The sequence below is a fragment of the Streptomyces sp. NPDC044061 genome, from assembly GCF_056434305.1.
Window position 1 is genome coordinate 1 of record NZ_JBWKFL010000127.1, and the last position, 4,998, is coordinate 4,998.

A 4,998-nucleotide genomic window follows, 5' to 3' on the forward strand; every position below is an offset into this window, starting at 1 on the left:
AGCGGGGAGAAATCTGGCCGTACCCGGGGAATCCCGTGGCCATCAGTGGGGCGGTAAATGGCCGCCTATGGGGAGCTTGTCATGGCCGCCGTCACTACACCGGCCTGGCCAAGCCATCTAGGCAAACGTGCTCGCCGCCACCGCGATCGCCCTCATCTGCCTCGACGCCTGGCTCACCGACACACCCCTCGACACAACGAGAACCTCACACCTCGCCACACTCGACCTGGCAGCCTGATCACCCAGCCCGGTTTACGGTTTTCCCAACGGAGTCATCTATGAGGAGGAGTCACTGTCGTGCTTGCCTGGTCACTCGCCGCCCTCGTCGCCACTGGGGTCGGCCTTGGTGGCGTCCTGGCGGACGGAGAGCAGGCGATGGCGCCGGGGTCTGGCCCGCGGGTATCGATGTGATGCCGGTGAGGGAGGGCAAGGGCGGAGACGTAGGCGCCGCGTACTACAGCCGGAGATCTTGTGACCGTGCTCCGGAGCTGTCGTTGACTGGGCATGATGCGGGATGTGACGGCTGAGCTGATAGCCCAGTGGCGTGGCGAACTGGTCAAACTGACAGGCTCGTTGGGGTACTTGTTTAACCGGCCGGAGCCGCGGGTGGTGTTCGCGCAGTTCATCGAGGGACTGCTGGCGGAGCTGCCGAAGAAGAACGGCTGGACGCTGGCCGAGCGGGCCGGGCATGCGACGGCGGACCGGATGCAGTGGCTGTTGAACGGGTCGGTGTGGGACGCCGACCGGTTGCGTGATGCGGTCCGCGACTACGTCGTGGAACACCTCGGCGACGCGGAGGCGTCGCTGGTCATCGACGACACCCAGGCTCAGAAGAAGGGCAGCAAATCGGTCGGGGTGGCTTTCCAGCACTGTGGGCTGACCGGGGATGTTCGCAATTGCCAGACCATGGTCATGCTGACCTACGCCGCCGGGGCCGGGCACGCTTTCCTCGACCGCCGCCTCTACCTGCCTGAGGAGTGGACGGCGGACCGGGAGCGGTGCCGTGAGGCCGGTGTCCCCGAGGGGACCGGCTTCGCCACGAAGCCCGAGCTGGCCATCGCCATGCTCGCCGATGCCCTGGTCGCTGGTGTCCCCTTCTCCTGGGTGCTGGCCGATTCCGGCTACGGGCGTGATCCGCAGCTTCGGGCCTTCTGCCACGAACGGGCCCTGCCCTACGTTCTGGGCGTCCCCGTCGACCTGCCGCTGGACGGCCCGCCGGGCAAGCCCCGTCTGCCGGCCGTGAAGCGCGCCGACGACCTCCTGCACTATGCAAAGGTCCGTGACCAGTGGGAACGCCGCTCCTGCGGGTACGGCGCCAAGGGTGAACGGATCTACGACTGGACCGCGTTCGCCGTCGACGTCAAGAGCGAGACACCGGCCGAGGGCCACGCGCACTGGCTGGTCCTGCGCAGGTCCCCGCACCCCAACCGGCGGGGCAAAGACGGGCAACTCCACCGTGAGATTGCCTACTTCCTCGTCCACGCACCCGCCGACGCCACAGTGTCCGAGATCATCGCCCGGGCCGGCGGCCGCTGGCAGATCGAGGAGGACAACGAGCTCAACAAGCAGCTCGTCGGCTTCGACCAGTACCAGGTCCGCAAGTGGACTCCCTGGCACCGGCACGTCACCGCATGCATGCTCGCCACCGCATTCCTCGCCGTCCAGCGCGCAGCGTTCCCCGAAGCCGAAGCCGAAGCCGATCCGGACCACGATGGCACCCCGGGAAAAGCCCCTGTCACGGCCGAGAGCGAGGCCACCGGCTGATCCCCGGACCGCTCCTGCGGCCCTCGGCCCACGCCATCCGGCACTGCCTCGCCACCACCCACCTCAACCCCCACCATCCCGTCGAAACCATCCTGGCCTGCGACTTCTGGCGCCGGCTCCACCAGACCCGCGCCCTCGTCAGCCACTACCGCCGCCGCGGCGACCCTCTCCCGCACCATCTACGAGCCTGGGCCAACCATCATCCGGTCTCACCGATCACCGATCCTCAAGATCTCCGGCTGTAGTACGCGGCAGCGGAATTGAATGGGCCGAAATGACTGCTGCCTCGGCCGGGACCAGGACGCCGCGCAAGGTGCGTTCCTGAGCCAGATACCAGCCGTCGACGAGTCCCATGACGAGGTGGGGGTGGTCATGGTTTCCGGTTGTTTGGGTCTCGGTTGGCCAGGCCCGATGCACACTCCCTCTCGGACTGGACACCTTCTCGAGGAGGTATGCGTAGGGCAGGCAGACGACGGGGTCTCGCCTGCCTGCCCCGTATTGCGTGACCGCCCACTCGAAACGGGGGTGAGCAGGTGCCTCGGGGTCCCCTGGGGCCTGGGCCCACTCCTACAGCGCACTGGAGTGCCGGGCCGTCACACCCCTGGCACGCCCACCGCTCCACGGCTCTCCAAGCCGGGAAGGCAGGGGCAGGTCTCCCTCGGAGGAAGGGCGTCGTGACCCCGACGGGGGTCACTTCTAACAGCGCATCGGACGTCAGGGATGCCGCGGGGGACGCAGATGATTGCGAGACCGACACCCCTATGAATGGACGCACTGGCCTTTTTCATACCTTGGTCACGAACTGCACAAACGCCGACGGCTGGAGACTGCGGCGGCACCCAAAACACAGCCCTGCATTCAGTCCGGAAAAGTGCCCTGCCGCGTGAACATTTAGGTAAGTGGCCGTATAGGCAGCCATATTTGGGGCATCACGGACGGTGGTGTAACGCCACAGTGCATGCGGAACGCAGAAGGAGGAAGAAAGCGAGGTGCCGACACGGCTAAATTTTCGGCGCCTGGCGCGAGCGCGTGTACTCGGCACTACGTCAGATCGGATTTCTCGTTGAACAACATGGAACCGTGCGCATGTGTTCGTCGGATTCGTGCGGGGCGGGGCCGACAGGCCACCCTGGTGACCACAGGACATTTTCACGATGGACATGGGGAGTTTACCCATTGTCCTTAATTACGACCTTCCGACTGTCATCTATTTGTTGATCGGCCACGGGATCGCTGCCTGGCTCAACCAGCTTGCCAGTGGACCGGCGGACCGCCCTCGTTATTGATCGCCATGAAACTGGGCCGCCCATGACACATAGCTCAACTGAAAACGATCTGCCGATCTATGAGGACCTGATACGCGAACGGGGTGACGCCGTCGCCGAAGCTCAACTCGCTGCGGAACACACGCAGCACCAGGCAGCGGAATTGCTGACCGGACGGAATGCAAGTCAGCAAGTAGGCCGCTGGGACGACATCACCGGAGCTGTTGCAGCTGGTCAGCCGGAGTGGCGCGAGTCGCCGCCGTAGGCGAACCCAGCGCGGGTATCCGCGTGTCCCGTCCTCACTCAAGGACCAGGCGGTGGCCCGGCGGGCCGCCGGCACACCGAGCAAAGAAGGCTGGAAAACCGCAGATGGATTACTGCTCCTCATGCCGTCGGCACCTCAACGGCGCCCTGATGTGCCCCGGGTGCGGCGCCTACGCCCCAGACATCGCGCCGCCCGACACCGACGGCCGCAGCAGGTCGGCCCCGGCAATGATGAGCGCCGGACCGGCCACAATGGCTCACCGGGACTCTGCGGCCTCCCGGACGTGGCACGACAGCTTCCTGGACAGCGACGCGGAGTCCAGCACTGCCCTGGGCATAGCCCTCGAAGTCGCCGCCAACGTCGAGGACCTGCCGCCCGCACGACAAGGACGTGCGGCACGCCGTCGCCGGCTGGCCCGCTGGAGGAAAAACAAGCGCCGGGCGGCGGTCGCGAGCGCTGTCGCACTCGTCGGAGGCGGCCTGAGCATTGCCATGATGGACCGGCACTCCACCGACCGGGCACAGGCAGCCGTGGCGCCGGACGACCGGGGGGGCACCGCGCCGAAGCGGACGCCCGAGCAGCAGCCTGCGGCCACCGCACCGGCGACGGCTCAACACACTCAGCGGCCGTCACACGCCCCTTCCCGGCCGCAGTCGCCGACGCCGACCAACGCACCGCGGCAGGAGCCCCTCGCGGCACCACCCCCCACGACGTCACCGATCGCCCGGCCGCACACCGCAACTCCTGCCCGCCCGACCGCAACGACGCCCCCGCAGCCGCAGAGCACTACCCCGGCCGGCAGCGACACAGCCCCCGACCACTCCGGTACGACGGCGCAACAGCCGTCGACCACTGCGACAGGCGAGGGCACGAAGCCGAACGCACCCCGGACCAGCCCATCACGGATGTCAACGTCGCCGACAGAGGTCTGTCTGCTCGGGTTGTGCCTCGGCTGACCTCGCCTGCGCCCAGCCGTTCCCGGCGGAAAGTAGGGAGCGGAGTTCGCAATTCGTATGTCAGCCCGTCAGAACCGGCCCCGGCCGTCGGTAGGGAGTGGAGGCCGAGAAGGTCGTCCTCATGAGTCCCCGCTATGAATTCCAGGTCATGCTGCACCGTATCGGCCGACGGTGGACCGTCGACATCCCCCGCCTCGACCTCCAGAGCCAGTGCCGCCTCTTGAGGGTGCGGAAGACATGGCGCGTAACCTCGTCGCCGAAGCCGTCGGGTCCCTCCGGCCGCGATTACGGTGGACATTCTCGTGCCCGAACTCTCGCCGGTGCTGAGTTCGGTGGCGGAGGCGCGGCGCCACAGGGCGGCGGCGATCGCCGCCGAGGACCAGGCGAGCGCCGCCGCTGTTCACAAGCTCCGGCGCAGTGTGGGCCACAGCTGCAGGAGGGTGTCGCGGTTCAGCAGGCTGCACAGGACCTCGCGCAGGCCTTCGGTAAGGACAGTACAGGCTCATGCGCTGGCGTTCGTTGCTGAGGTCAAAGGCACGCAGTCCAGACAACCGTGGCCGTCGGCTCCGCAACTCCGTCGGCGGGACCCAGCAGTTCCGCCAGCGAGCCCGGCAGACGGCGCCAAAATTTCTCCCCAGGTTATTGTGGAGTTAGACCGACGGGCAAATGGATCACTTGAGTCGGCGTGTGGTGGGACGGCTGTCCCATCGGTAGCGGGTGGCGGCTCGGCGAATCAGTATGCGGAGCG

Annotated in this window: 2 protein-coding genes; both read left to right on the top strand. The window is 67.0% G+C overall.

Going from position 1 to position 4,998, the window contains the following annotated elements:
• Positions 1 to 516 precede the first annotated feature (516 nt).
• Entirely contained in the window at positions 517 to 1,764 is a 1,248-nt protein-coding gene (locus AC07CM_RS50320) for an IS701 family transposase (protein ID WP_478883273.1), read from the top strand.
• Positions 1,765 to 3,398: 1,634 nt separating this feature from the next.
• Entirely contained in the window at positions 3,399 to 4,250 is an 852-nt protein-coding gene (locus AC07CM_RS50325) for an SCO2400 family protein (RefSeq protein ID WP_478883274.1), read from the top strand.
• The last annotated feature ends 748 nt before the right edge of the window (positions 4,251 to 4,998 follow it).

What these genes read in the sequence shown, in the direction of transcription:
- AC07CM_RS50325 (WP_478883274.1), top strand. Translation starts at nt 3,399, where the DNA reads ATGGATTACTGCTCCTCATGCCGTCGGCACCTCAACGGCGCCCTGATG.